Genomic DNA, 24,585 nt, shown 5'->3' on the forward strand with positions numbered 1-24,585 from the left:
GATGCTCGCCGCCCGTGCGCCCGCCCGCCCAGCATCCCGCCCGTAGCATGGCGGTATGACCCGCGGCCCGATCGATCTGCACACGCACAGCAGCGTGAGCGACGGCACCGAGACGCCGACGCAGCTGATCCGCGCGGCGATCGAGGCGGGGCTCGACACCGTCGCGATCACCGACCACGATTCGACTGCGGGCTGGGACGAGGCGCTCACGGCGGCCGCGGGCAGCGGGCTGCAGGTGATCCGCGGCATCGAGCTGAGCACGCGCCACGAGTGGCGCAGCGTGCACGTGCTCGGCTACCTCTTCGACCCGAACGACACGGCGATCGTGCGCGAGACGGCGCGCACGCGCGACGACCGGCTCAACCGCGCCGAGCGCATGGTCGCCCGGCTGTCCGAGGACTACGACGTGACGTGGGACGACGTTCTTGCTCAGAGCGGCGGCGTCTCGATCGGCCGCCCGCACATTGCCGACGCGCTCGTGGCGCGGGGCATCGTGCCGAACCGCAGCGCGGCCTTCGAGTCGATCCTGCACTTCTCGGGGGGCTACTACCTGCCTCACGAGGCCCCCACGGTGCTCGATGGGGTCAGGATGATCGCCGAGGCCGGCGGTGCCCCCGTGCTCGCTCATCCCGCGACCCGCGGCCGCGAGGCCGTCGTCGATGGCGAGTCGCTCGCCCGCCTGGTCGAGGCCGGACTCGTGGGCCTCGAGGTCGGCCACCGCGAGAACACGCCCGACGGGCAGGCGCGCCTGCTCGAGCTCGCAGCGCAGTACGACCTGGTCGTGACCGGTTCGAGCGACTACCACGGCGAGGGCAAGCCCAATCGGCTCGCCGAGAACACGACGACCCCCGAGGCGCTCGAGCGCCTCGTCGCCGCGACGCGGGGTGTTCCGCCCGTTCGCGCCTAGGGCGCGCTGCCCGGTGTGTGGCCGGCGCCGACCCAGAGCTCGGTGAGGGTGTCCGCGAGCTCCATGCGCGGAGCATCCCGCTGATTGCAGGTCACCGCGATCGCGAGCTCGCGGTCGGCGCTGACCCGGACGACGCTCACCGAGCCGCCCCAGCGGCCCGCGTGGAAGAGCGTGCCATCGGCGGCGATGCGGATCCCCGCGCCGTAGCGCTCGCCCGGCCGGTCGTCATCGGGCGCGTCGGTGGCGCCCGCCGACGAGTCGACGGCGCCGGCGTCGGCGACGGCGAGCAGCCCGCCCGGCGCGAACTGTGCGGCCCACCGCACGAGCTCGCTCGGCGTCGTGACGATGCCGACCGGTCCGGCGACCGCCCAGGCCGCGGTGACCGGCACGCTGTCGACCCCGTGGCCCACGGCGATGTCGGCCGCCGCGAGTGCCGGCTCGACCGTCGCCTCGATGCCGAGGGGCTGCAGGACGCGGGTCGCGAGGGCCGTTGCGAACGGCTCGCCCGTGACGCTCTCGGCGGCGGCGGCGAGCAGCACGTAGTGGCTGTTCGCGTACGCGTAGCCCGTGCCGTCGAGCGGCGCGTCGACGCGCCGGATCGCGGCGAGCACCGTCTGCTGGTCGGCCGGGTCGCTGAAGCCGATTCCCACCGCCTCGAGCTCGATCCAGAAGTCGGGCAGCCGCGCCGTGTGGTGCAGCAGCTGCTCGAGCGTCACGGTGCGGCCCCAGGCGGGCAGCCCCGACACGTGGGTGCTCACGGGGTCGTCGAGGCGCAGCAGTCCGTCGCGCGCGAGCGACAGCACGAGGGCTGCGGTGAACTGCTTCGAGACCGACGCCACCTCGAACCTCGTGCCGGTCGTCAGCGGCGTGCCCGCGGTCAGGTCGGCGAGCCCGCGCGCCCCGGCCCAGAGCACCGTTGCGTCGCGGCCGACTGCGGCGGAGCATCCGGGGGCATCATCGGCCAGCGTCGCGACGAGCACCGCGTCGCTCGCGGCCGAGCGCATCGCGTGGTGCTGGATGCTCTGCGCATCCGCGCCGCCGCCGGCGCGCTCCCCGCCCGCGGGCGAGGCCCCGCACCCCGCCAGCAGCGCGGCGAGCAGCACCGTGAGGGCGAGGGCGCGCGGCGTCGCCATGGGGCTAGTGGGCGCCGCCCGGACCGGTGGGGGCCGTGCCGCGCTCCCAGCGCACGAGCAGCACGAACGGGATGACCGCCGTCGCGAGCACGGCCGCGACCGTGAAGGCGGCGCGCGCGCCGTCGGCGGTGATCGAAGCGTCACCGGTCGGGGGCGAGATGAAGGCCGCGACCGAGAGGAACAGCGCGATGCCCGCGGCGCCGGCGACCTGCTGCACGGTGCCGACGATCGCCGAGCCGTAGGGGTTCAGCTGGGGACGCAGCGCCGCGAGACCGTTGGTCAGGAGAGGGGTGAACAGCAGCGCGAGGCCGAGGCTCACGCCGATGTTCGCCACGGCGACGAACCAGATCGGCGTGGTCGCCGAGAACATGGCCATGACCCACAGCGTCGCCGCCATGAGCACGATGCCCGGCACGACGAGCGATCGCGGCCCGACGCGGTCGTACCGCCGCCCGATCACGGGGGCGAGCAGGCCCTGCAGCAGCGCGCCCGGCAGGATGATGAGGCCCGAGACGAGCGGCGAGGCGCCGAGCACTTCCTGCACGTAGAGCGGGACGACGATGATGGCCCCGAACAGCGCCATCGACGCGACCGTGATGATGCCGATCGAGAGCGCGAACTGTCGCTCGCCGAACGTGCGCAGGTCGAGCAGCGCGTCATCGGTGCGCTGCAGGCGCACCTGGCGGGCCCCGAACAGCCCGAGCGCCACCACACCCACACCGAGGGCGATGAGGCCCGTGACCACCGGGTCCGGCCCCGACCCCGGCTCGGTGCGACCAGCTTCGCCGAGCTGCGCGAGACCGTACACGAGGCCGCCGAAACCGGGGATCGAGAGCAGCACGCTGAGAACATCCAGCCGCGATCCGCGGCGCTCGCCGACGTCGACCATGCGCACCGCGCCGATGATGAGCGCCGTCGTCGTGAGGGGCAGCATCGTGATGAACAGCCAGTGCCAGTCGGCGATGCTGAGAATGAAGCCCGACAGGCTCGGGCCGACGGCTGGTGCGACCGCGATGACCGTCGACACGGTGCCGATGACCTGCCCGCGACGCTCGGGCGCGACGAGCGCGAACACCGTGGTGAAGAGCATCGGCATCACGATCGCCGTGCCGCTCGCCTGCACCACGCGAGCCACGATCAGCAGCTCGAACACCGGCGCGACCGCCCCGAGCAGCGTGCCGGCCGTGAACAACGACATCGCCGTCACGAAGAGCGCGCGGGTGCTGAAGCGCTGCAGCAGCCACCCGGTAATCGGGATGACGACGGCGAGCGTCAACATGAACGCGGTCGTCAGCCACTGGGCTGCGGTCGCCGTGATGCCGAAGACCTCGATGAAGCGGGGGATCGCGACGCCCATGAGCGTCTCGTTGAGGATGACGACGAACGCCGATCCGATGAGCACGCCGAGCACGACGCGCCGCTGCGCGTCGGTGACGGGCTGTGCGGCGGGCAGGGTCGACGCGGGGGCTGCGGGAGGTTCGGAAGCGGTGGCAGGCATAGGGAACCTAACTTACTCTCGCGCGGCGTCATTCCCGGTCGAGCTGCACCCCGCGGTCAGACGCGCTGGAAGAGGGCCGTGAGCGGCCCCCCGCCCTGCAGCAGCATCGTCTCGGCGTCGCAGTCGACGAGCAGGAAGGCGTCCTGCCCCTCGAAGCGCGGCGGTGCGACATCGAGCCCGTCGCCCACGCTCTCTGAGTCGATTACTCGCCAGTCGACGACCTCGAGCAGGCCGCCGCTCGGACTCGTGGCGTCCCACCCCCACTCGGCCGACGCCGACTCGACGGTCGTCACGCTCACGGGCACCGCGGAGTCGCCGGCCACGATGACCCCGCTGGTTCTCAGATTGGTCTCGACGCCGAGCCCGCCGTCTTGCGTGATGGTGAGTGTCTGCCCGCCGAGCAGGTCGAACTCGGTGATCGGAACGCCGAGACCGAGCAGGTAGTTCTCGGCCTGCAGCCGATAGTCGACGATGTCGAGCGCCCAGGTGCCGACGACGCAGTCGGTGTCGCCGAGGCCGTCGACAGGCTGCTGCGGTTCCGACTCCTCGGGCGCGGCGGGTTCTTGCGGCGCGCCGGAGCCGCCGCCGACGGTGCAGGCGGCGAGCAGGATCGTCGAGGCGACGAGCAGGAGGGCGGACGACGGTGCGGCGGAACGGGCCATGGCGACCTCCGATCGCGGACTCGGTCGAGCGGCTGCGCGGCCGATCGCTCCAGTCTGCCCCTCCGGGGCGCACAGCGCGAGAGGGACGCTAGCTGGTCGAGGTGCCCGCGGCTCCCGCGGCTCCGGATGCCCCGCCCGCGCCGCCCGTGCGGCGACGGCGACGGCGGCGCGGCGTGCCCGAGCCCTCGGCGCGAGCCTCGCCCGACGCGGCGGTCTCGCCCGCGGGTCGACGCTCGCCGGAGCCGGAGCCGGAGCCGGAGCCGGAGCCGGAGCCGGAGCCGGAGCCGGAGCCGGAGCCGGAGCCGGAGCCGGAGCCGGAGCCGGAGCCGGAGCCGGAGCCGGAACCCGAGCGCGATCCGCTGCGGCCGCCGGAACCCTGCCCGCCGGAACCCAGCCCGCCGGAGCCCTGCCCCCCCGAGCGGCTGCGCTCGCGCGGCGGGTGCGAGGCCTCGCGTTCGACGCGCGGGATGGGGGTCGCCTTGAGGCGGCCCTTGGCGTCGGTGGGGATGTCGAGGTCGCTGTACAGGTGCGGCGACGAGGAGTAGGTCTCGACCGGCTCGGGCTGGTTCATCTCGAGGGCGCGGTTGATGAGCGCCCACTTGTGCATGTCGGCCCAGTCGACGAACGTGACCGCGATGCCGGTCTTGCCGGCGCGGCCCGTGCGGCCGGCACGGTGGAGGTACGTGTCGTGGTCATCCGGCACCGTGTGGTTGATGACGTGCGTGACGTCGTTGACGTCGATGCCGCGTGCCGCGACGTCGGTCGCGATGAGGATGTCCTTCTTGCCCGCCTTGAACGCGGCCATGGCGCGCTCACGCTGCTCTTGGTTGAGGTCGCCGTGCACGGCGGCGGCGTTGAAGCCGCGGTCGTTGAGCTCTTCGACGAGCTTCGCGGCGGCGCGCTTCGTGCGCGTGAAGATGACGGTCTTGCCGCGGCCCTCGGCCATGAGGATGCGCCCGACGACCTCGTCTTTGTCGAGCGCGTGCGCGCGGTAGACGACGTGCTTGATGTTGGCCTGCGTGAGGCCTTCGTCGGGGTCGGTCGCGCGGATGTGGATGGGCTTCGACATGAAGCGGCGCGCCAGGGCCACGATCGGGCCGGGCATGGTCGCCGAGAACAGCATGGTGTGGCGGGTGGGCTTGGTCTGCGCGAAGAGCTTCTCGATGTCGCTCAAGAAGCCGAGGTCGAGCATCTTGTCGGCCTCGTCGAGCACCATGACCTCGACGTTGGCGAGGCTCAGCAGGCGCTGGCTGGCGAGGTCGAGCAGGCGACCGGGCGTGCCGATGACGATCTGCGCGCCGGCCTTCAGCTGCTCGATCTGGCCCTCGTAGGCCTTGCCGCCGTAGATCGACACGATCTTCACGTCGCGGTTGACGGCGGCCGTCTCGAGGTCTTCGGTGACCTGCACGCACAGCTCGCGCGTCGGCACGACGACGAGCGCCTTGACGCCCGGCTCGGGGTGCAGTCCCAGGCGCTGGATGAGCGGGAGCCCGAATCCGAAGGTCTTGCCCGTGCCGGTCTTGGCCTGGCCGATGATGTCTTGGCCACTGAGGGCCAGGGGAATGGTCTGCTCCTGGATGGGGAAGGGCTCGATGATGCCCTTGGCCGCCAGGGCGTCGACCATGTCGGGCTCAATGCCCAAGTCAGTGAAAGTCACGGTGGTGTGTCGCCTGTCGTTATATAGATGAGGAAGTCAGTTTAGCCGCCGGGCGCTCGGCGGCGGGGCCATCGCCTAGGCTGAGCGCGTGGCTTCGTGGTTCCGACGGCAGCGCCCTCGTGTCGAGGCGCCGACGCTGACCCCGCGCGACACCGCGGCGGGCGCTCTGCGCGTCGACCTCGCCGAGCTCGCCCCCGCGCCCGATTCGTTCCTCGGTCAGTGCGCCGCGCTGCACCTGGTGTTCATCGAGCAGCTGACCGCGGCCATGGCGAACGCCCCGCGCGTCGCCGATAAGGATGCGCTCGCTCGCGTCGCCGGCGTCGTGTTCGAGCGCTACCGCGGGTTCACCGCCGAGCTCGAGCGACTGCAGCTCGACAAGACCGATGTCATGACGCCGCACCTCGACAGCGTCGAGGAGTTCAAGCGCCGCACGCAGGGCGGTGAATGGCACGAGCAGGTCGCGAGCGCCCATGTCGCGATCGGGTTCCTCACCGACTTTTGGATCCGCCTCGCCGCCGGTCTGCCGGGCGAACTGCGCGGTCGTGTGACGGCGGCGCTCACGGGAGGCGACATCGACGGCCCGATGCACCGCATCCTCGAACGGGCGATCGCCGCCAACCCCACGCTCGCCTCGCGCCTGGCGCTGTGGTGCCGCCGGCTCGTGGGCGACACGATGCTGCAGGCCCGGTCGGCGCTCGTGCTGCACGGCGATCGTTCGAAAGACGAGGCGCAGATCGAGCCCGTCTTCACTGAGCTCATCGCGGAGCACACCCGCCGCATGGACCGCCTCGGACTCACGGCGTAGGCGCATCCATGTCGACGACGCAGCCGACTGGCGCCTTCCGCACTCTGCCCCGCACCCGCCTGGGCTGGTGGGGCTTCGGGATGCTCGGCGCGAGCGCGGCCCTGCAGCTCGTGCAGAGCGGCCTCGTGTGGGCGAGTAGCGCGTGGGGGCTCGATGCGGCCGTGCGGGTTCCTGTGCTCGTGTTCGTGCTCGTCATGGTCGCCGGGGTGCTCGTCTCGGCGCTCGCCGTCGTGCTGCGCCGCGACTACTCGATCATGATGATCGCGCTCGCGGCCGTCGTGCTCATCAGCCTCGGCGGCGTCGCCGTGCGCGCGTTCGCGGGCTAGCGCCCCGCATCCGGAACCGGGGCTCAGGCCTTGGCGGCCGCGCTCGGCTTCATGAGGCGCTCGAGCAGCTCGGCGTCGGCCTGCTCACGGCGCTTGGGCAGCGTCAGGGCGAGGGCGAGGGCGACGAGCGGGCCGCCGACGAGGGCGATGACCCAGATCCAGCCGCCGTCGAAGGGCAGACCGATCCACACGCAGATCGCCCAGATCGCCGCGGTCGCGGCGGCACCGACGAGCGGCACGAGCAGCAGGCCGTGCGCCTGGCGGCCGGGCGCGAGGTAGCGCACGCCGAGCGAGAGCGCGGCGCCGATGACCGTGACGAAGAGCAGTTCCATGCCTGCGAGCGTACCGGCTGCGCGGGGCGGGGGTGCTAGCCGACGAAGCCGACGCGACGAGCCGAGTCGCTGCCGATCTCGACGTAGCCGATCGCGGCGGTCGGCACGAGGTACTGCTTGCCCTTGCTGTCGGTGAGGCTCACGACGGGGGCGCCCTTCTCCATGGCGGCCGTGATGGCGGCCGTGATGTCGGCGGCCGACTCCGAGGTCTCGAAGGCGAGCTCGCGGGGGCTGTTGAGAATACCGATGCGAATGTCCACGGTCGTCAGCGTACCCGGCGCTCCCGGGGCGTTCCGCCGTGTTCACTGAGGGCGCACCGGGCGGCGCGGCACCGCCCTGCCGCGCTGTCGGCGCGCGCCGGTAGCGTGGCCCCGTGACCACCTTCGACGCCGCGCCGCCCCCGGTCACGGTCGGGGCGGTGCTGCTCGATGCCGAGCAGCAGCGGGTGGTGGATGCGCGGCGCACGCCCGGCGCGATCGTGCTCGGCGCGCCGGGGTCGGGCAAGACCACGGCCGTGGTCGAGCTGGTGGCGGCCGCCGTGCTCGACGACGGCGTCGACCCCGCGCGCGTGCTCGTGCTGACGCCGTCGCGCCGCACCGCGACGGCGCTGCGCGACCGGCTCGCGTTGCGGCTCGCCGCTCCCGCCGACAGCTCACGTGACGATTCGCACGATGCGATCGCGCATCGTGCGCTGCCCGGCCCGCTCGCCCGCTCGATCGCGGCGTACGCCTTCTCGGTCGTCACGGCATCCCATCGTCTCGGCGGGCTCGCCGAGCCTCGCCTGCTGAGCGGGGCCGACCAGGATTCCGACCTCGCCGAGCTGCTCGACCGCAGCGAGCTCGAGGCGATCCTCGGCCCCGACGCGGCGCCCGGCCCGGCCTGGCCCGAGCACCTGGGGCCCGAGGTGCGTCGGCTGCCCGCCTTCCGCACCGAGCTGCGCGACGCCATCGCGCGGCTGAGCGAGCACGGCTGGAGCACCGATCGACTGCGCGCCGCGGCGCAGGAGCGCGCGCTGCCCGCGTGGGTCGCGATCGCCGATTTCGTCGACGAGTACCGCAGCATCCTCGGCGCGTCTCGGCCGGGGCAGCTCGATCCGGCCGAGCTCGTGCGGGCCGCCGTCGGGCTCGTGCGCGACCCGGTGCACGGCATGCCGCCCGCGCCGCAGCTCGTCGTGCTCGACGACGCCCACGACGCGACCCCGAGCGGCATCGACCTCGTGGCCGCACTTGCGGCGCAGGGGGCAACGGTGATCGCGCTCGGCGACCCCGACCTCGCCGCCAACACGTTCCGCGGCGCCGAGCCCGAGGCGCTCGCGCACCTGCCGGCGGCGCTCGGCTGGCGCGACAGCCGGCCGATCGTGCTGCCGCTCGTGCACCGGCACGGCTCGGCGCTGCGCGGGCTCGCGGCCGACGTCACGCAGCGCATCGGCGCGGCCGCCGCAGGCATGCAGCGCAAGGCCGTCGCGGTCGAGGTCCGCGCCGACGACGACGCCGACCCGCGCGCGATCCCCGCCAACTGGGGCGGCCCGCTTGTGGCCCTCGAGGCGCCCAATCCCACGCGGGAGCGCGCGCTCGTCGCCGACCTGCTGCGCGAGCGGCACCTGCTCGACGGCGTGCCCTACGGCCGCATGGCCGTGATCGTGCGCAGCGGCACGATGGTTCCGGGCATCGTGCGCGCGCTCGGCCAGGCCGAGGTGCCCGTGCAGTCGACGGCTGCCGGACGGCCGCTGCGTGAACATCCGGCGGCCCGTGCCCTCATTCGCCACGTCGATGTCGGGGTCGGGCGCGCGCCGCTCGACGCCGCAGCGGCCACCGAGCTGCTGCTCGGCCCGCTCGGCGGCCTCGACCGCGTCGGCCTGCGGCGCCTGCGTCGGGCGCTGCGCGCCGAAGAACTCGCGGGCGAGGGCGACCGCCCTGCCGACGAGCTGCTGGTGGATGCCCTCACCGCGCCCGACCGCCTCGCCACGATCGACCACCGCATCGCCCGCCGCGCGGCGCGGCTGGCCCGCACGCTGCAGTCGATCGGCGAGCGGCACGCGGCCGGAGCCACGGTCGACGAGTTGCTCTGGCTCGCGTGGAGCGAGTCGCACGTCGCCGAGACCTGGCGCCGCGAGGCGGCCGGGTTCGGGGTCGCGGCGGCCGAGGCGAACCGCGCGCTCGACGCCGTCGTCGCCCTGTTCACCGCCGCGGCGACGATCGTCGACACCGTGCCCGACGCGACGGTCGAGTCGTTCCTCGCGCGCGTGCTCGACAGCGATGTCGGCGACGACCTGCTCGCACCCCTCCGCGGCGACGACGCCGTGCTCGTCGCGACGCCCTCCGCCGTGACCGGGCTCGAGGCCGACGTCGTCGTGATCGCCGGCCTCACCGAGGGCGTGTGGCCCAACACGCGCATTCGCGGCACGCTGCTCGGCGCTCCGCTCATCAGCCGCATCGCGCGCGGTCTGCCCGTCGACGACCTCGACGAGCGCCGCATCGTGCTCGACGACGAGTTGCGCATGTTCGCCCTCGCCGCCACGCGCGCGCGGCGGCAGCTCGTCGTCACCGCGACGGCGGGTGACGACGAGCAGCCGAGCGCGCTCTTCGCGCTCGTGCGCGAGCACGCGCGGCGCGAGCGCGCCGAGGCGCTCGGGCACGACGCGTCGGCGACGAGGCCGGAAGCCGTCGCCGCCCTCGATGCGGCGATCGCGGCATCCGGAGCCCGCCCGGTGCGGGCGCGCTCGCTGCGCCGCCTCGTCGGGCGCCTGCGGCGCGAGCTCGTCGACGACGACCGCCTCGCGCGCGACCGCGACCGGGCCGAGGCCGCCCTTGCGCTCGCGCGGCTCGCGGCCGAGCGCGTGCCGGGGGCGAGCCCCGAGGCCTGGTGGGGGCTGCTCGCACCCTCGACCGAAGCGCCGCTGTTCGCCGAGGCCGAGACGGTGCCGCTCTCGCCCTCGAAGCTCGAGGCCATCGAGCGCTCGCCGCTCGACTGGTTCCTCGACACGGTCGCGCCCGGCGAGACGGGCCCCGCCATGGGCATCGGCACGATCGTGCACTGGGCCATGGAGACCGCGCGCGAGCCCGAAGTCGATGCCATCTGGGCCGCGATCGAGAGCCGGTGGAGCGAGCTCGTGTTCGAGTCGCCCTGGCTTGCCGAGCAGCAGCGCCGCCTGGCTCGGCGGTATGCGCTCGGCGTCGCGGCGTACCTGCGCGACGCTGAGGCAGAAGGTCGCGGACTCGTCGCCGCCGAGCAGCGCTTCGAGGCTGTCGTCGACCGTGCGCGCGTCTCGGGCATCGTCGACCGCCTCGAGGTGGATGCCGACGGCGGTGTGCGCATCATCGACCTCAAGACGGGCCGCCCGCTCACGAAGCAGGCCGACATCGACGAGCATGCGCAGCTCGGCGCCTACCAGCTCGCCTACGCCGACGGCGCCTTCGACGAGGTGCTCGACGCCGTGCTCGAGGGGCTGCCGCACCGGGCGGGCGGGGCGCGGCTGCTCTACGTGCGCGAGGGCACGAAGGGCAGCGACTACCGCGAGGCCGTGCAGGCGCCGCTCGACGCCGAGCAGCTCGAGGGGTTCCGCGAGCGGCTGCGCCAGGCCGTCGCGGCCATCGCGGTCGCGCGGCTCACGGGCGTGCGCACGATCGACCGGTTCGATTTCTCGGCTGCGGCCCACCGCATCCACCGCGTCGGGGCGGTGACGGGCGATGAGTGAGCGGATGCGCCCGAGGTTCAGCGCGCTCGATATCGCGCGCGAGCTGCAGCAGCCCGAGCCGACCGACGAGCAGCAGGCTGTGATCGAGGCGCCGCTCGCGCCGGCGCTCGTCGTCGCCGGGGCCGGCTCGGGCAAGACGGAGACGATGGCGGCGCGCGTGCTGTGGCTCGTGGCCAACGGCCTCGTCGCCCCCGAGCACGTGCTCGGCCTGACGTTCACGCGCAAGGCGGCGGGCGAGCTCGCTGCGCGCATCCGGCGGCGGCTCGTGCAGCTCGAGGCCTCGGGGCTGCTCGACGCGTCGGGCGTCGTCATCGACGCCTTCACGCAACCGACCGTGGCCACCTACAACTCGTTCGCCTCGAGCCTCTACCGCGACCACGCCGTGCTCATCGGGCGCGACCCCGACGGCGTCGTGCTGCGCGAGGCGAGCGCGTGGCAGCTCGCGCGCGAACTCGTGACGACCGCGCGCGATGAGCGGCTCGCCGACCTCGACCTCAGTGTCGACAAGCTCACGGCCGCGACGCTGCAGCTGGCGCACGCCGTCGCCGAGCACGACGCCGACATCGCCGACGTGCGCCGCGTCATCACCGAGTTCCTCGGCGTGGCGGAACTGCCGCTCGGCGACCGCTTCGAACGGCGCGCCGAGTTCGAGAAGCTCATGGCGCTCGGCGCGACGCTGCCCATCGTCGACCTCGTCGAGAAACTGCAGCAGGTGAAGCAGCGCGACGGCTACGTCGAGTTCGCCGACCAGGTGAGTCTCGCGCTCTCGATCGTGCGGCGGCATGCGGGCGTGGGCGAGCAGTTGCGCGAGCGCTACCGTGTCGTGCTGCTCGACGAGTACCAGGACACGAACGTGGCGCAGACCTGGCTGCTCGGCGAGCTGTTCGGGGGCACTCCGGTCATGGCGGTCGGCGACCCGCACCAGTCGATCTACGGCTGGCGCGGCGCGAGCGCCTCGAACCTCGACGACTTCGCCGGGCGGTTCGTGAGCGGCGCGGGCGACACGGTCGGGCGCTACTCGCTCAGCACCTCGTGGCGCAACGGCACCGCGATCCTGCAGGCCGCGAACGCCTTAGTCGAACCGCTCAGCGCCCGCGGGGGAGTCGCGGTCGAGACGCTCACGCCCTCGCGCGTCGCGAGCGCATGCCCGATCGAGGTCGCATTCGACGAGACCCTGCACGATGAAGCGCGCGCGGTCGCTGCCTGGCTCGCCGAGCGTGTCGCCGAGCCGCCACCGGGCAGCGCTCCTGACGCCGTCGACGCCGAGGGGCGCCCGCTGCGGGCGAGCGCCGCGCTGCTCATGCGCAACCGCACGACGCAGCCCGTCTTCCTCGCCGCCCTGCGCGAGGCGAAGGTGCCCGTGCACGTGCTCGGCATCGGCGGCCTGCTCGAGCAGCCCGAGATCGCCGACCTCGTGAGCGCGCTCGCGGTCATCGACGACCCTTCCGCGGGCACCGAGCTCGTGCGCCTTCTTGCGGGCCCGCGCTGGCGCATCGGCGTCGCCGACCTGCACGCGCTCAGCCGCATCGCCTCGTGGCTGCGAGACCGCGACCTCGCGCAGCGCGCCTTCAGCGACGAGGTGAAGGCCCGGCTGCGCGCATCCGTCGCCCGCACCGACGGGGTGTCGCTCGTCGACGCCCTCGACTTCGTGGCGACAGCGTCCGATGGCCATTCGCAGCTGGCCGCCCTGAGCCCCGCCGGTCTCGAACGGCTACAGGATGCTGGCCGCCTGTTCGCGACCCTGCGCACCCGCACGGCCCTCGATCTGCCCGACCTCGTGGTGGCGGTCGAGCACGACCTCATGCTCGACATCGAGGTCGCGGCGAACCCCGCGCGCTCGCTCGGCGAGGCGCCGCGCGAGGCGTTCCACGAGGCGCTCGACGGCTATCTGGCGCTCGCCGACCACGCGACCCTCGGCGGGTTCCTCGGCTGGCTGCGCGAGGCCGAGTGGCGCGACAACCTCTCGCCGCGCTCGGAGGATCCGGAGCCCGGCACGGTGCAGGTGCTCACCATCCACGGCTCGAAGGGGCTCGAGTGGGATCACGTCGTCGTGCCGCGACTCGTCGACGGTGAGCTGCCGAGCACGCCGCGCGACGGCACGGTCGGCTGGCTGCGCCTCGGCGTGCTGCCCTACGAGTTGCGCGGCGATGCCCCCGAGCTGCCGGTATTCGACTGGCGCTCAGCCGAGTCCCGCAAGGAGCTGCTGCAGCGCCGCGAGGCCTTCAGCGCGGCGGTGGGCGAGCACCTCGAGCGCGAAGAGCGCCGCCTCGCCTACGTCGCGGTGACGCGCGCGCGGCACCGATTGCTGCTGACGGGCTCGTTCTGGGCGTCGCAGAAGGCTGCCCGCGGTCCGAGCCCGTACCTGCGCGCGCTCGAGCAGCGCGGCATCATCGGCCCGCTGCCCGAGGCGCCGCAGCATGAGGAGAACCCGACCGTCGACGACAGCGGCGACGAGCCGTGGTGGCCGCTCGACCCGTTCGGGGCGCGACGCGAGCGGGTGGTGGCGGCGGCCGAGCGGGTGCGCGCGGCCGATCCGGCGGTGCGCGGAGACGATCGCCGGGGCTGGCAGCGCGAGATCGACCTGCTGCTGGCCGAGCGCGCCGAGCGCCTCGCCGCGAGCGGCCGTGTAACGGTTCCGCTGCGGGTGCCCGCCTCGTCGTTCAAAGACTTCATCACCGCTCCGGCCGAGGTCGCCGAGCGACTGCGCCGCCCGATGCCGCAGCGGCCGTACCGCGCGACGAGGCTCGGCACGGTGTTTCACCGCTGGGTCGAGCAGCGCTACGGCCTGGGGGCGATGCCCGACGCCGTCGACGGCCTCGATGCCGAGTTCGACGTCGCGGCGGGTGGGCTCGCGGGAGCGGCATCCGGTGCCGTCGCGCGCGGGGGAGCGGTCGACGGCATCGATCCGGATGCGCTGCTCGCCCTGCAGGCGACCTTCGAGCGCTCGGCCTGGGCCACGCGCACCCCGATCGATGTGGAGCGCGAGCTGCACCTGCCCTTCGAGGGGCGCATCCTGATCTGCAAGATCGACGCCGTCTACTCGACCGACCCCGACTTCGACCCCGTGCGCGACGGGTCGGGCGGCCCGGGCTCGACGCGTCGCCCCCGCAGCGTCGAGATCGTCGACTGGAAGACCGGCAAGGCGCCGCGCGACGACGCCGACCGCGCGGCGAAAGAGCTGCAGCTCGCGCTCTACCGGCTCGCCTACGCGCGCTGGGCGGGGCTGCCCCTCGAGGCGGTGACGGCCGCCTTCTACTTCGTCGTCGACGACGCCGAGCTGCGCCCCGAGTCGTTGCTCGACGAGGACGAGCTGCGCGCGCTCTGGCGGGCCGCCGTCGGCTGACCGCGCTCGCACCCTGCGCCGGTGCGGCCCGGCCGCGCAGCGTGCCTGCCCCGCTCTCGTCCTGCGAAGCCGCGGCCAGCCCCCGCCGCGCGCTCGCCCCGCCCGTGTCGCTCCGCGATAGCTGGCTCCCTGTTCACGCAATGTGCCTCCCGTGGCATGTGCCGCGAACGGCACACAGCCCGAGCGGTTCCTCCTGCCTCATCGCTCACTGATTCGGACACCTCGCACGGTGCGTTCCGTGCGATGTGTCGGAAGCAGTGCGACGCGCGCGACGGACCAGGGTCGAGGGGCGGCAGTGACGGACGACTGCCGAGCTACGCGGGCGGACCAGCCTGGGCCGGGAGCACGAAGCGCGTGCGGTACGCCTGCACGGCGCTGCGCATCCCGATGCCGCACACGCCGACGAGCTCCTCGCCGCGGAAGTACTCGACCACGCACTCGTCGTCGACCCGCCCTGCGACGAGCTCGCTGCGATCGGCGAGGTAGGTCATGCCGAAGGCGAGCAGGTGCGCGTCGTACTGGTCGCTCCAGAACGAGGGCAGCGGGGCGAAGCCCGCGGCCGCGAGGGGCTCGCAGTCGTCGCCCGCGAGCTGCGCGGCGATGAGCTGGCCGGCCCGCTTGCCGGTCTCGGTCGGCAGGTTCCAGTGCTCGACCCGACGCGGCACGTCGTCGAAAAGCGGGTTGGCATAGCGGGCCACGTCGCCCACCGCGAAGATCTCGGGGTGCACCGTGCCGTCGGCGCCGACCGCGCGCAGCCCGCCGTCGACGAGCACCCCGTTCGACACGTCGAGGCCCGAGCCCTCGAGCCACTCGGTGTTGGGGTCGCTGCCGACCGCGACGATGAGCACGTCGCACTCGAGCATGACCCCGCTCGTGAGGATGACGCGCTCGACCGAGGGGTCGCCGACGAGCCCGAACAGCGACTCGCCCGTGAAGAACCGCACCCCGTGCTCCTCGTGGCGACGGCGCATCTCCGCGCCGAGCAGCGGGCCGAGCGCCCGCTCGAGCGGCACGCGGCTCTGCGTCACGATCGACACGGTCGCACCGTTCTTGGCCGCCGTCGCCGCGATCTCACAGCCGACGAACCCCGAGCCGAGAATGACGACGTTCGCGCCCGGCCGCAGCACGTCGCGTAGCGCGACGGCGTCGTCAAGCGTGCGCAGCACGTGGATGCCGCCGAGCCCGTGGTCGTCGATCGGCAGCCCCTTGGGGCGCAGCCCGGTCGCGATCACGAGCGCGCTGTAGGGATGCTCATCCCCGGCATCGTCGACGACCACCCGCCGCACGGCATCGAGCGACACCGCCGCGCGCCCGAGCACCCACGAGACCCCCTCCTCGAGCGCTGAGCGGATGGGGAACGCGACCTCCGCGTGCCCGTGCCCCTCGGTCTGCAGCAGCTCCTTCGAGAGGGGCGGGCGGTTGTACGGCGCGTGCGCCTCGGCACCGAGGAACTCGATGGGCCCCGCGTAGCCGGCGCGCCGCGCGCCCTCGGCGGTGCGGAGGCCGGCCATGGAGGCTCCGACGATCATGAGCGGAGCATCCATCGGATCAGGCCCGGGTGATGAGGATCGCCTGCATGGGGCAGACGTCGGCCGCGGCCTCGAGGTCGGCGAGCATCTCGTCGGGGGCCTCGGCCACGTATTCGAGCTTGTCGTCGGCGTTGAGCTGGAACACCTCGGGGGCCTCGAACACGCACTGGCCGTAGTGCTGGCACTTGTCCATGTCGACGTCGATGCGAATCATGCGATGGTCCTTACTTCTCGAGGCGGGAGGGGTACAGATCGTTGGAGGGGGTGCGGATGCCGCGGAACTCCCAGTCGCCGCCGAGCGCGGTCGAGACGACCTCTTCGCTCGAGGTCGGCTGGGCGCCCACGTCGGTGCGGATCGGCTCGGGCCCCTCGACGATGTGGTTCGTCAGGCGGCCGAGGCCATCGACCTCGACCTCCACGACATCGCCGGGCTGCACGGGCCGCGAGTTCGCGGGGGTTCCCGAGTAGATCATGTCGCCCGGCACGAGCGTGATGGTGCGCGCGAGGTCGGCCACGAGGTAGTGCATGTCCCACTCCATCGTGTCGGTCGAGTCCTCCTGCACGACGGCGCCGTTCACGAGGGTGCGGATCGTCTTGCCGCTGAAGTCCCAGTCGGTCACGAGGCCGGGCCCCACGGGCGCGAGCGTATCGCTGCCCTTGACGCGCAGCATCGAGCCCGCATCCGTGTCGCGGAAGTCGTGCAGCCCGTAGTCGTTGCCCACCGAGTAGCCGGCGATGTAGTCGCCCGCCTCGGCCGGCGAGACGTTGCGGCACGTGCGGCCGATGACGATGACGATCTCGCCCTCGTAGTTGAGCCACTGGCAGCCGGCCGGCCGCACGACAGCACCCTTGTGGCTGTTGAGCGCCGTGATCGGCTTGTGGAAGTAGGTCGGCGCGGGCGGCAGCTTCGTCATGAACTCATCGCTGCGGCTCGGGTAGTTCAAGTGCACGGCGATGATCTTGGTCGGCTCGCTGGGCGGCAGGTGCACCGCCTCGTCGACGCCGACCGTGCGGCCGTCGGATGCTCTCAGCTCGTCGCCGTGCCGCACCACCTGCACGGGGAAACCGTCGAGCAGGATGCGCCGGTACTCGGTCATGCGACGCTCCCACGGGTGGCGGCGACGTCGCCGGTCGGGTCTTCGCGCGAGAGGGTGACGTCTTTCGGCAGCGGGAATCCGCCCTCGGGCTCGGGGAAGTAGATGTGCACCTGGCCCGTGCCGATCGAGTTCTCGTACTCCGAGTACATGACGCCTTTCGCGGTGTTGGCCTCTTCGCCCGTCGCGCCCGCCATCTGCAGCCAGTGGCTGAAGTTGGCCTCGGGCTTGAACTGCTTGAACTCGGGCATCGTCTCGAGAATGCGCTTGTGGTCGCCCTGCTTCATCCACTCGATGCGCTCGAGGTCGGCCTGCAGGGCGCCCTCGCTGTAGATGTGCGAGGGGTCGCTCGCCTCGTGCTTGCGCAGGTCGCGCAGCTTGTAGAACGTGTGTGAGAGAGCGCCCGAGGCGAGCAGCAGCACCTTGCGGTCGCTGTCGCGAATGGCCTCGCCGAGCGCGCGACCCGCGCGCAAGAAGTCGTCGGTCTGCGCGGTCTGGCAGACCGAGAGGCTCACCCAGCGCTTGTCGAGACCGCGGCCGAGGTAGTGCCACAGGTTGACCGTGGCGTAGAAGATCGGCAGATGCGGGTCGCTGATGGGCGTGACCCAGGTGCCGTTCTTCTCGTCGTAGTCGGCGACCGCGTTCGCGAGCTCGGGGTCGCCCTTGAAGGCGTAGGGGATCTGCGACATGCCGCGCGGCAGCTCTTCACTCGTGAAGAGCCCCGAGCGCTCTGCCTGAGCTGAGATGACGAACTCGACCGTGGTGGCCCAGTGCGAGTCGAGCACGACGACGGTGTCGTAGTCGAGCACTTCCATAACTTCGGAGCGGAAGCGCTTCAGGCCCGGAACAAGGCTGATCTCCTTGCCTCCGTTGAGGTCGTACCGCACGTCCTGCGGCAGCATGATGGTGGGCACGTGCGCGAGCATCGCGGCGCCGACGACCTTTCCCATGAGTTACTCCTTCCACCCAGAGGGTGCGTAGACGGTGTTCTTGACGTCGGCGTAGAAGTCGAACGACCACACGCCGCCTTCACGGCCGATGCCGCTCTTCTTGCTGCCGCCGAAGGGCGCGGCCAGATCGCGAACGAAGAAGCAGTTGACCCAGATGGTGCCGGCGACGAGGTTCTTCGTCAGGCGCTCGGCGCGGTCGCGGTCGCCGCACACGACGACGGCGGCGAGCCCATACTCGGTCGCATTGGCGAGCTGCACGGCCTCCTCATCGGTCGAGAACGTCTGCATCGCGAGCACGGGGCCGAACACCTCCGCAGTCAGGATCTCGCTGCCGGGGGTCGCCCCCGTGATGAGCGTGGGCCGGTAGTAGAGGCCGCCCAAGTCGTTGTTGGGGCCGCCACCGAAGGCGACCTGCGCGCCCGCGGCCTGCGCGCGCTCGACGAAGCCGGCCACGCGGTCGAGGTGCACGCGGTGGATCTGCGGGCCGATCTGGGTGGCCTCGTCGCGCGGGTCGCCCTGAACGATCTGGGCCGCTTTCGCCGCGAAGCGCTCAGCGAACTCGTCGGCGATGCTCTCGTGCACGAGCAGCCGCGTGCCCGAGAGGCACACCTGCCCGGCGTTGTCGTACTGCTCGACGGCGATCTCGACCGCGAGGTCGAGGTCGGCGTCGTCGGTGATGATGAGCGGGCTCTTGCCGCCGAGCTCGAAGCTCACAGGCGTGAGGTTCTCGGCCGCGGCGCGCGCGATGGCCTTCGCCGTCGGCACCGAGCCGGTGAAGGCGATGCGGGCGATTCCGGGATGCGCGACGAGGGCCGCGCCCACCTCGGCGCCGTAGCCCTGCACGACGTTGAAGACTCCGGCGGGCATCCCCGCCTGCTCGCACAGGTCGGCGAAGACGCTCGCCGTGAGCGGCGTCCATTCCGCAGGCTTGAGCACGACGGTGTCGCCCGCGGCGAGGGCCGGGCCGATGCGCCACGTGGCGAGCATGAGCGGAGCGTTCCAGGGCGTGATGATCGCGGCGACGCCCGACGGATCCCAGCTGACCACGTTGTCGTGCCCGCGGGTCTGCCAGACGGGGTGCGACAGCTCGTTGAGAGCCCAGTCGGCGAAGAACCGGATGTTCATGGCGACGCGCGGCATGACGCCCCGCCGGTGGCTGCGCAGCAGCGAGCCGTTGTCGAGGGTCTCGAGCTGCGAGAGCGCTTCGACGTTCGCCTCGATCAGGTCGGCGAGGCGGTGCAGGATCTCGCCGCGGCCGGTGGGCCCGAGGTCGCGCCAGCCCGGGAACGCGGTGCGCGCGGCCTGCACGGCGGCATCGGCCTCGGCGGCCCCGCCACGGGCGATATGCGCGAGCACGGTGCCGTCGATGGGCGAGATGCTCTCGAAGGTCTCGGCCGAGGCGACGCGCTGCCCGCCGATGGAGTGCCGCGTGTCGACGGTCAGTCCGGCCAGCTCAACCTGATGCACGCGGTTGCTCCCTTGCGATCGCTATTCGTTCGGATACGAACGTTTGGCAGGAGTCTAGCCGAGGAGGACCGTCGCGCAAGAGGGGATGCCTTACCGCTGCCCCTCCGTCACCTGGGTGATCGCGCGCAGCATGTCGGCGAGTTCGCTTCGCCGGGCGGGGTCGAGGCTCGAGGTGATCGTGCGCTCGTGGTCGTTGAAGGTCGGGAAGAGCGTGGACATGAGCTCGCGGCCCGCGGGCGTCATCGACACGTTGACGAGCCGGCCGTCTTTGTCGCTGCGCTCGCGCAGCAGATAGCCCTTCGACTCGAGGGTTCCGAGCACCCCCGTGAGGGTCGCCTTCGAGAACCCGCCCTCCTCGGCGATCTGCCGGGTTTCGATGGGCTCCCAGATCCAGGTGACCCAGAGCACGACGAACGCTGTCCACGACAGGCCCGTCGCGGCGAGCACGCTGCGCTCGAGGTAGTTGCGGGTGGCGTTGGCGGCGCGGAAGAGGTTCGAGACCACGGCCATCGCCTCGAAGTCGAGGGGCAGGGTGCCGAGCTTGCCGGCGACGCGCTCTTCGGTCTCGGCCAGGGTGTGCGGACTCGGCATGGTTCCCTCTCTTGCGCGCGGTTCGCGCGACCTCCATCCTCACTCATTCGCATCGAAACCACCTTGAGGCTCGACTCGCGCGCCGAAGTTCGTTAGCATCCGAACAAATCGCTTCCCATGAGAGCAGGAGCACCATGTCGACGACGACAGACCTCACCCTCGCTGACCTCGATCTCTTCGCGGGCGGCGCCCCGTGGGGCGTCTTCGACGAGCTGCGAGCCACGCCCGGCCTGCACTACTCGACCGAAGAGGCGCCCAACAGCGGCTTCTGGTCGGCGACGCGGTACCACGACATCGTGCGCATCCTGCGCGACACCGAGACGTTCACGTCGACCAAGTTCACCAACCTCGAAGAGGTCGACCCGGCCATGCAAGACCAGCGCCGGTCGCTGCTCGAGACCGACGGTCTGCGCCACCGCGCGCTGCGCCGCATGCTGCAGGGCGAGTTCACGCCCCAGGCCGTCGCCAAGTACGAGACCTTCCTGCGCGGCATCACCGCGAAGACGTTGGATGCTGCGCTCGCGAAGAAGGAGTTCGACTTCGTCGAGGAGGTCAGCGCCGACTTCCCGATCCGCGTGCTCGCGCGACTGCTGGGCGTGCCCGACAGTGACACGGGCCAGCTCATCGAGTGGGGCAACCGCATGGTCGGCAACACCGACCCGGAGCACGCCGATGTGCTCATCGGCTCGGCCGACAGCGACGAGTACAAGCACGTGCCGTTCCGCTCGCCCGCCGCGATCGAGGTCTACGAGTACGGCAAGCACCTCGCGGCTGAGCGCCGAGGCAAGGGCGGCACCGACCTCATCACGCTGCTCGCCGACGGTGTGCCGAGTGACGGGCAGCCGCTCAGCGAGCACGAGTTCAACACCAACTTCCTGCTGCTCGTCGTCGCCGGCAATGAGACGACCCGGCACACGATCACGCACTCGATGAAGAACCTGCTCGACAACCCGTCGCAGCTCGAGATCCTGCGCAACGACCCCTCGCTCATCCCGTGGGCGGTCGAGGAGTTCCTGCGCTACGCCTCGCCGGTCTACCACTTCCGCCGTACGGCCACGAAGGATGTCGAGTTCTCCGACACGCAGATCAGCGAGGGCGAGAAGGTCGTCGTGTGGTTCGCCTCGGGCAACCGCGACTCGGCCATCTTCGACGACCCGTACCGCTTCGACGTGACGCGCAACCCCAACGAGCACATGTCGTTCGGCCGCGGCGGCCCGCACATGTGCCTCGGCAACGCGCTCGCCCGCATCGAGCTGCGCATCATGTTCGAAGACCTGCTGACGCGCGACGTCACGCTCGAGCGCGCAGGCGACCTCGACTACCTGCGCAGCAACTTCGTGCACGGCATCAAGCGCATGCCGGTGCGCGTGGCCTAGCGGCGAGGGCCGCGGCTGCGGTTACGACGGCCGTCGATCGGTCCCGTATTTCCGGCGGATGCGATCGCTGAGCCAATTCGGGACCGATGGAGGCCCGCACCGACGTGATGGTCGGTCGGCTACGCGCGGGGGAGCAGCCCCGCGACGTCGGTGAGGAACGCGTCGACGAGCGCGAAGGTGCGCTCGCGCGCGGCGGCTTCAACCGCGCGCGTCTGCGCGAGCATGATCGCGGGGTCGTCGCCGTTCTCCTGAACCTTGGATGCTCCGCCCCAGTCGAGCCACCCCTGCAGCCCTGCGGCATCGAGCTCGGGGTGGAACTGCACGGCGAGCGACCGCCCCACGACGAAGGCCTGCGAGGCCGCGGGCGTGCGCGCGATCTCGACGGCGCCGGGTGGCACGGTCCAGCGGTCGTAGTGGAACTGGAACCACGGCCCCTCGCCGACGAGGGTCGGGTCGTCGCTCCACACCGAGGTCCAGCCGATCTCCCCGCGGGGGGCGGGCGCCACCGAGCCGCCGAGGGCGCGGGCGAGCAACTGGCCGCCGAAGCAGATGCCCAGCACGGGCATCCCGGAATCGACGGCGGCGCGCAGCCACGCGATCTCGGGGAGGAGCCAGCGGCCGATGCAGGCGTCGTCCCACGCGCCCCAGGGGGCGCCGAGCGGTACGAGCACGTCGTAGTCGGCGACGGCGGGGAATGCGGTCTCGATGTTGGGCGCTGCGAAGTCGCTCTCCGCGACGACGAGATGCGTGTCGATGGCGAATCCGTGGTGCGCGAAGCGCTCGCCGACCGGGCCCAGCGGGCTCACGTGATCGTGCTGGATGAACAGAACGCGCATCAGACCTCCCCATCGAGTCGGTGGGTAGTCTACTATCTCGTTTGAGTCCGAACGATTTTCGTTCGAGCCGCCCGAGTGCCACGAAGGAGTCGCACATGAGCCACAGCCTGTCCGCCCTGCAGAGCGAGCTGCTCTCGGCCAAGATCGACGTGCTGCGCGTCATCTACGCCGACATCATCGGCACCGTGCGGTCGAAAGACCTGCTCGTGAGCGAGCTCGACAAGATCAGCCACGGCGGGCCGGCGTTCTGCCGGGGCGTGTGGGTGACGACGACGCAGGGCGGTGTGCTCGACGGTGCTGACGTGCTCAGCAACGGGCTCGAAGACTTCATCAGCCAGATCGTTCCGGGCAGCTGGCGCGCCCTGCCGTGGGAGCCCGGCGTGGCCTTCGTCGTCGCCGGCGCGAACAACCCCGACGGCACGCCGAGCCCGCTCTCGCCGCGCGTGCTGCTCGAGCGCATCGTCGGCGAGTACGCGAAGCTCGGCCTCACGCCGCTCGTCGGCCCCGAACTCGAGTTCTACATCGCCGACCGCAACCCCGAGGGCGGCTTCACGCGCGCCCTTACGCAGCCCGGCCGCGTGTACACGAGCGGTGCGACGGTCGACCCCAAGGGCACCTTCCTGCACCTGCTGCGCATGCTCGACCAGCTGCGCATCGGCGTATTCGCCGGCAACCACGAGTTCAGCCCCAGCCAGTACGAGATCAACATCTGGCACGGCGAGGCGCTCGACGCGTGCGACCGCGCGTTCATGCTCAAGGCGGGTGTGAAAGACGTCATCGCGCGCGTCGGCCAGGCGGCCACCTTCGCGGGCAAGCCGTGGAGCGACGAGGGCGGCAGCGGCTTCCACTTGCACATGTCGCTCGTCGACGCGCAGGGCGAGAACCTCATGCACGAGGGCGATGGCCTCAGCCCGCTCGCGCAGCACATGATCGCGGGCATCGTCGAGCACGCCGCGGCGCTCACCGCGTTCTGCAACCCCACGATCAACGCCTTCAAGCGCCTCGGCCCCGACACCCTCGCGCCCTACCGCGCCAACTGGGGCTACGACAACCGCAGCGCCATGCTGCGCGTGCCGCCGGAGCGCGGCGGCGGAACCCGCCTCGAGATGCGCTTGGGCGACGGCGCCGCCAACGCGTACCTCATGACCGCGGCCCTGCTCGCGGCTGGCCTCGACGGCATCCGCCGCGAGCTGGCCGCCCCGCCGGCCGCCGTCGGCTACAGCTACGAAGACGAGTCGCAGGCGATCCTGCCGATGACCCTGGGCGATGCTCTGGATGCTCTGCGCGCCGACAGCGCCCTCATCGAGATGCTCGGCGGCGAGCTGGTCGACGTCTTCGAAGTCATGAAGCGCGACGAGATCGAGCGCTACACCGCCGACGTGCCCGACCCGTCGACGCGCGACGTGACCGCGTGGGAGGTGCGGGAGTACTTCCTGGACCTGTAGGTCCAGGAAGTCAGCAAACACAGATTCTTGGATCTCGCAGGAATCAGACGAGAAGGGCCCGGGAGCAACGCTCCTGGGCCTTTCTCGTTCCCACTCTTGATCTAGACGGCGGGGTTGGACCGATCGGCGACGAGCGACCCCCCGTTGAACGTCACGCCGACCTCGCGGTAGTACGCCGCAATCTTCTCCTGCACGGGCAGGATCGACGCGAGTTCGTCCCAGGGGGAGTCGTGCAGCTCGAGCTCGAAGTCGCCCACCCAGGTTTCGCCGATCTCGGCGTCGGTCGTGCTCATGGTGATGAGCTGGTCGAGGCTGTTGCCGGCGCCGGGGGTGATGGAGGGCATCCATCGTGAATGCAGCATGGGGTGGCCGTTCACGAAGCCGTTCGACTCGCTGGGCTCACGCAGCGTCACGACGAGTGAGGCGAGGCGGTGGTCGTACGCCGCGAGCGAGGCGCCGAGCTTCGCGCCCGGTGCGAGGCGCGGTGAGGCCTTGCCGACATTGAAGACGCGCGTGACCGCCATCGAGCCGAGCTTCTTCGGGTAGCCCTGGAACCAGCCGCGGCCGATCGCGAAGTCTTTCGTCACCCAGATGGCGACGCAGCGCGTGTACGTCTTGCCGTCATGCTTCACGCGCACGACGGCGAAGGTCTCGAGGTACTGCGAGCGCATGGGGTCGAGCAGCTCGGCGCCGCCGGTCGAGCACGACTGCCAGTCGGCCCAGATGAGCGCCACCGCTCCGGGGTCGTCGTCGGCGAGCTCGAGGCCCTCGGGCAGCAGGGCGGCGACGTTCGCGGGGTCGGTGCGGTACTCGGCGGTGAGCAGCGTGCCCGAGTAGAACCAGGGCATGTCGGGAACGAGCGCGCTCGCGCCGCTCGGGGTCTTCGGGGCGAGGAATCCATTGAGCGAGGCCATGAGGGTCAGGCTACCGAATCATTCGT

At 71.8% G+C, this 24,585-nt stretch carries 21 protein-coding genes; 7 read left to right on the plus strand and 14 right to left on the minus strand.

Annotated features, from left to right (window positions below; translation table 11 throughout):
• Window positions 1-55 precede the first annotated feature (55 nt).
• The gene (locus tag NNL39_RS08565; protein WP_255158852.1) at window positions 56-907 is read left to right on the plus strand and encodes a PHP domain-containing protein; all 852 of its coding nucleotides are present in this window, start codon (window positions 56-58) and stop codon (window positions 905-907) included.
• On the opposite strand, the gene NNL39_RS08570 is transcribed toward NNL39_RS08565, so the two are convergent.
• From NNL39_RS08570 to NNL39_RS08585, 4 genes are all read right to left on the minus strand, one after another.
• Window positions 904-2,040, minus strand: coding sequence for a serine hydrolase domain-containing protein (locus NNL39_RS08570; protein WP_255158853.1), 1,137 nt, complete (start codon window positions 2,038-2,040; stop codon window positions 904-906). The two genes, NNL39_RS08565 and NNL39_RS08570, sit on opposite strands and share 4 nt — an antisense overlap.
• A 4-nt stretch (window positions 2,041-2,044) precedes the next feature.
• Complete coding sequence (locus tag NNL39_RS08575) at window positions 2,045-3,538, minus strand: DHA2 family efflux MFS transporter permease subunit (protein ID WP_255158855.1); 1,494 nt, start codon at window positions 3,536-3,538, stop codon at window positions 2,045-2,047.
• Window positions 3,539-3,594: 56 nt separating this feature from the next.
• Window positions 3,595-4,200, minus strand: a complete 606-nt coding sequence (locus NNL39_RS08580) for a hypothetical protein (RefSeq protein WP_255158857.1) — start codon at window positions 4,198-4,200, stop codon at window positions 3,595-3,597.
• Between the two features lie 88 nt (window positions 4,201-4,288).
• A complete protein-coding gene (locus tag NNL39_RS08585) occupies window positions 4,289-5,857 on the minus strand; it encodes a DEAD/DEAH box helicase (protein ID WP_255158859.1) in 1,569 nt (522 codons plus the stop codon).
• An 88-nt stretch (window positions 5,858-5,945) separates the two neighbouring features.
• On the opposite strand from NNL39_RS08585, the gene NNL39_RS08590 reads away from it, so the two are divergent.
• Together NNL39_RS08590 and NNL39_RS08595 are read left to right on the plus strand one after the other, a co-directional pair.
• Window positions 5,946-6,662, plus strand: coding sequence for a ferritin-like fold-containing protein (locus NNL39_RS08590; RefSeq protein ID WP_255158861.1), 717 nt, complete (start codon window positions 5,946-5,948; stop codon window positions 6,660-6,662).
• A gap of 8 nt (window positions 6,663-6,670) precedes the next feature.
• Window positions 6,671-6,988, plus strand: coding sequence for a hypothetical protein (locus NNL39_RS08595; protein WP_255158862.1), 318 nt, complete (start codon window positions 6,671-6,673; stop codon window positions 6,986-6,988).
• A 23-nt stretch (window positions 6,989-7,011) separates the two neighbouring features.
• Here the strand turns inward: NNL39_RS08595 and NNL39_RS08600 are convergent, their stop codons facing one another.
• Together NNL39_RS08600 and NNL39_RS08605 are read right to left on the minus strand one after the other, a co-directional pair.
• Window positions 7,012-7,320 (minus strand): hypothetical protein, encoded by a 309-nt coding sequence (locus NNL39_RS08600; RefSeq protein WP_255158864.1) that lies wholly within the window; start codon window positions 7,318-7,320, stop codon window positions 7,012-7,014.
• Between the two features lie 35 nt (window positions 7,321-7,355).
• Entirely contained in the window at window positions 7,356-7,580 is a 225-nt protein-coding gene (locus NNL39_RS08605) for a DUF3107 domain-containing protein (protein ID WP_255158866.1), read from the minus strand.
• A 113-nt stretch (window positions 7,581-7,693) separates the two neighbouring features.
• Between NNL39_RS08605 and NNL39_RS08610 the strand changes: the two genes are divergently transcribed.
• Window positions 7,694-11,014: a UrvD/REP family ATP-dependent DNA helicase gene (locus NNL39_RS08610; RefSeq protein WP_255158868.1), complete on the plus strand. Its 3,321-nt coding sequence runs from the start codon at window positions 7,694-7,696 to the stop codon at window positions 11,012-11,014.
• Between the two features lie 4 nt (window positions 11,015-11,018).
• Complete coding sequence (locus NNL39_RS08615) at window positions 11,019-14,357, plus strand: ATP-dependent DNA helicase (RefSeq protein WP_255158870.1); 3,339 nt, start codon at window positions 11,019-11,021, stop codon at window positions 14,355-14,357.
• Window positions 14,358-14,671: 314 nt separating this feature from the next.
• Here NNL39_RS08615 and NNL39_RS08620 read toward each other — a convergent pair whose 3' ends face one another.
• The 6 genes from NNL39_RS08620 to NNL39_RS08645 all read right to left on the minus strand — a co-directional run bounded on the left by NNL39_RS08620 (window position 14,672) and on the right by NNL39_RS08645 (window position 19,988).
• Entirely contained in the window at window positions 14,672-15,901 is a 1,230-nt protein-coding gene (locus NNL39_RS08620) for an NAD(P)/FAD-dependent oxidoreductase (RefSeq protein WP_255158872.1), read from the minus strand.
• 4 nt (window positions 15,902-15,905) lie between these two features.
• Complete coding sequence (locus tag NNL39_RS08625) at window positions 15,906-16,100, minus strand: ferredoxin (protein ID WP_255158873.1); 195 nt, start codon at window positions 16,098-16,100, stop codon at window positions 15,906-15,908.
• A gap of 10 nt (window positions 16,101-16,110) precedes the next feature.
• Window positions 16,111-16,983 carry a fumarylacetoacetate hydrolase family protein gene (locus NNL39_RS08630; RefSeq protein ID WP_255158874.1) on the minus strand — a complete coding sequence of 291 codons (873 nt, stop codon included), beginning with the start codon at window positions 16,981-16,983 and terminating at the stop codon, window positions 16,111-16,113.
• Window positions 16,980-17,930, minus strand: a complete 951-nt coding sequence (locus NNL39_RS08635; RefSeq protein WP_255158876.1) for a DODA-type extradiol aromatic ring-opening family dioxygenase — start codon at window positions 17,928-17,930, stop codon at window positions 16,980-16,982. Before NNL39_RS08635 ends, NNL39_RS08630 begins: the two co-directional genes overlap by 4 nt.
• A 3-nt stretch (window positions 17,931-17,933) precedes the next feature.
• Window positions 17,934-19,397: an aldehyde dehydrogenase gene (locus NNL39_RS08640; protein WP_255158877.1), complete on the minus strand. Its 1,464-nt coding sequence runs from the start codon at window positions 19,395-19,397 to the stop codon at window positions 17,934-17,936.
• Between the two features lie 90 nt (window positions 19,398-19,487).
• Window positions 19,488-19,988, minus strand: a complete 501-nt coding sequence (locus tag NNL39_RS08645; protein WP_255158879.1) for a MarR family winged helix-turn-helix transcriptional regulator — start codon at window positions 19,986-19,988, stop codon at window positions 19,488-19,490.
• Window positions 19,989-20,122: 134 nt separating this feature from the next.
• On the opposite strand from NNL39_RS08645, the gene NNL39_RS08650 reads away from it, so the two are divergent.
• Window positions 20,123-21,364, plus strand: coding sequence for a cytochrome P450 (locus NNL39_RS08650; protein ID WP_255158881.1), 1,242 nt, complete (start codon window positions 20,123-20,125; stop codon window positions 21,362-21,364).
• A 119-nt stretch (window positions 21,365-21,483) separates the two neighbouring features.
• Here NNL39_RS08650 and NNL39_RS08655 read toward each other — a convergent pair whose 3' ends face one another.
• The gene (locus NNL39_RS08655) at window positions 21,484-22,200 is read right to left on the minus strand and encodes a type 1 glutamine amidotransferase (protein ID WP_255158883.1); all 717 of its coding nucleotides are present in this window, start codon (window positions 22,198-22,200) and stop codon (window positions 21,484-21,486) included.
• 95 nt (window positions 22,201-22,295) lie between these two features.
• On the opposite strand from NNL39_RS08655, the gene NNL39_RS08660 reads away from it, so the two are divergent.
• Window positions 22,296-23,645, plus strand: coding sequence for a glutamine synthetase family protein (locus NNL39_RS08660; RefSeq protein ID WP_255158885.1), 1,350 nt, complete (start codon window positions 22,296-22,298; stop codon window positions 23,643-23,645).
• 101 nt (window positions 23,646-23,746) lie between these two features.
• On the opposite strand, the gene NNL39_RS08665 is transcribed toward NNL39_RS08660, so the two are convergent.
• The gene (locus NNL39_RS08665; RefSeq protein WP_255158886.1) at window positions 23,747-24,559 is read right to left on the minus strand and encodes an acetoacetate decarboxylase family protein; all 813 of its coding nucleotides are present in this window, start codon (window positions 24,557-24,559) and stop codon (window positions 23,747-23,749) included.
• Window positions 24,560-24,585: the final 26 nt, after the last annotated feature.

The sequence above is a fragment of the Microcella humidisoli genome, assembly GCF_024362325.1.
GTDB classification, from domain to species: domain Bacteria; phylum Actinomycetota; class Actinomycetes; order Actinomycetales; family Microbacteriaceae; genus Microcella; species Microcella humidisoli.

Bases quoted from the DNA above. Each gene is read 5' to 3' on its own strand.
- NNL39_RS08595 (WP_255158862.1), top strand. From the start codon at position 6,671: ATGTCGACGACGCAGCCGACTGGCGCCTTCCGCACTCTGCCCCGCACC.
- NNL39_RS08635 (WP_255158876.1), bottom strand. From the start codon at position 17,930: ATGGGAAAGGTCGTCGGCGCCGCGATGCTCGCGCACGTGCCCACCATC.
- NNL39_RS08615 (WP_255158870.1), top strand. From the start codon at position 11,019: ATGCGCCCGAGGTTCAGCGCGCTCGATATCGCGCGCGAGCTGCAGCAG.
- NNL39_RS08645 (WP_255158879.1), bottom strand. From the start codon at position 19,988: ATGCCGAGTCCGCACACCCTGGCCGAGACCGAAGAGCGCGTCGCCGGC.
- NNL39_RS08600 (WP_255158864.1), bottom strand. From the start codon at position 7,320: ATGGAACTGCTCTTCGTCACGGTCATCGGCGCCGCGCTCTCGCTCGGC.
- NNL39_RS08650 (WP_255158881.1), top strand. From the start codon at position 20,123: ATGTCGACGACGACAGACCTCACCCTCGCTGACCTCGATCTCTTCGCG.
- NNL39_RS08660 (WP_255158885.1), top strand. From the start codon at position 22,296: ATGAGCCACAGCCTGTCCGCCCTGCAGAGCGAGCTGCTCTCGGCCAAG.
- NNL39_RS08565 (WP_255158852.1), top strand. From the start codon at position 56: ATGACCCGCGGCCCGATCGATCTGCACACGCACAGCAGCGTGAGCGAC.
- NNL39_RS08625 (WP_255158873.1), bottom strand. From the start codon at position 16,100: ATGATTCGCATCGACGTCGACATGGACAAGTGCCAGCACTACGGCCAG.
- NNL39_RS08620 (WP_255158872.1), bottom strand. From the start codon at position 15,901: ATGGATGCTCCGCTCATGATCGTCGGAGCCTCCATGGCCGGCCTCCGC.
- NNL39_RS08655 (WP_255158883.1), bottom strand. From the start codon at position 22,200: ATGCGCGTTCTGTTCATCCAGCACGATCACGTGAGCCCGCTGGGCCCG.
- NNL39_RS08575 (WP_255158855.1), bottom strand. From the start codon at position 3,538: ATGCCTGCCACCGCTTCCGAACCTCCCGCAGCCCCCGCGTCGACCCTG.
- NNL39_RS08570 (WP_255158853.1), bottom strand. From the start codon at position 2,040: ATGGCGACGCCGCGCGCCCTCGCCCTCACGGTGCTGCTCGCCGCGCTG.
- NNL39_RS08630 (WP_255158874.1), bottom strand. From the start codon at position 16,983: ATGACCGAGTACCGGCGCATCCTGCTCGACGGTTTCCCCGTGCAGGTG.
- NNL39_RS08665 (WP_255158886.1), bottom strand. From the start codon at position 24,559: ATGGCCTCGCTCAATGGATTCCTCGCCCCGAAGACCCCGAGCGGCGCG.
- NNL39_RS08580 (WP_255158857.1), bottom strand. From the start codon at position 4,200: ATGGCCCGTTCCGCCGCACCGTCGTCCGCCCTCCTGCTCGTCGCCTCG.